Raw genomic sequence first — 1,417 nt, forward strand, 5'->3', positions numbered from 1 at the left:
CGGGCTCTCGTGTTGGGGTGGACGGCCCCCTTCCGCCGGTCTGCGTGGCAAGATGGGGTCGTCGATGACCTCAAAAGAAGGAGCCGCCCGTGGAAACAATTGTTCGCATCGGTTTGGACACGTCAAAGAGCGTATTTCAGTTGCATGGCGTTGACCGGATGGAGCAGCCGGTCTTGCGACGTAAGTTGAAACGCAGTCAGGTTCTGGCGTTCTTCGGTCGTTTGCCGCCTACGCTTGTTGCGATGGAGGCTTGCGGAGCATCGCACTATTGGGCGCGGGAGCTGCGTTCGCTGGGGCATGAGGTGGCGATGATCCCGCCACAATATGTCAAACCGTACGTACAGCGCGGGAAATCCGATGCGGCGGACGCCGAGGCGATTTGCGAGGCGGCGAGTCGACCCAAACTGCGCAAGAACTTTGTGCCGATCAAGAGTCCCGAGCAACAGGGCGCACAGATGCTGACGCGCGTGCGTACCCAGTTCATCGGTAGGCGCACGCAGCTCGCCAATTCGATCCGCGGTTACGCCGCAGAGTTCGGCTTTACCGCGCCCAAGGGGCTTTCGCGGCTTCAGCAACTGCTGATCGATATTCGGGCCGACGCGACAGTCCCCGAATTGGCAATGGAGTTGGTGGAGGCGTTGGCGACCGAACTGGCACGTGTTGATGATCAGATCGCCACGCTCGACAAGAAGCTCATGCAACTCCATCGGGGTAACGAGATGAGCCGACGACTGGCGGCTATTCCAGGAGTTGGTCCGATCGGCGCAACGTTGCTATCAATAAAGGTCGTAGACGCGCGCGGCTTCAAGTCGGCAAGAAACTTTGCGGCCTGGCTCGGCTTGACGCCAAAAAACCACTCGACGGCAGGCAAGAACCGGCTCGGTGTTATCACGCGCGCCGGTGATGAGATGCTAAGAAGCGTCTTAGTCGCGGGCGCTACCGCGGTCATCGGCGACCTACGCCGGGGCGGCAGTAGGATGTGGCCTTGGTTAAAAGCTTTAATCGCGCGGAAGCCACCAAAACTCGTCGCGGTAGCATTGGCCAACAAGATGGCTCGGATCGCTTGGAAATTGATGATCAGCGGGGAGCGCTATCGACCCATTGGCAACGCAGTTCCAATGGCAACACCGATATAGGCCTGAACGAAATGCAAAGTTTGGCGTCAGCACCGCAGGTCTGACGCTAAGGCTGGAACTTGCAGGATAGGAAGAGGTGGTGTGATCGGCGCAAGCCGAACAGGGAGAGTTTCCGCTCGGTTCACCGGCAGCAAATGCCGTTCTCGTGTTTGGATCTCACTGTTCGCGAAGCCCATCTTGGCCAGTGGTCGCAGACCCAATCGTAGGCCGGACATATGAGCGCAAGCGATCCGAGCATGCTGCCCAAGCCAATCCTTGCAAGTCGGGGGCCGTCCACATAT

The 1,417-nt window shown here is 59.0% G+C and carries 1 protein-coding gene; it reads left to right on the forward strand.

The features are described from left to right. The first annotated feature begins 89 nt into the window (after nucleotides 1–89). Nucleotides 90–1,136 carry an IS110 family RNA-guided transposase gene (locus ABIA90_RS45570; protein WP_354122415.1) on the forward strand — a complete coding sequence of 349 codons (1,047 nt, stop codon included), beginning with the start codon at nucleotides 90–92 and terminating at the stop codon, nucleotides 1,134–1,136. Nucleotides 1,137–1,417: the final 281 nt, after the last annotated feature.

The sequence above is a fragment of the Bradyrhizobium sp. LA6.8 genome (assembly GCF_040547935.1).
Lineage (GTDB): Bacteria > Pseudomonadota > Alphaproteobacteria > Rhizobiales > Xanthobacteraceae > Bradyrhizobium > Bradyrhizobium barranii.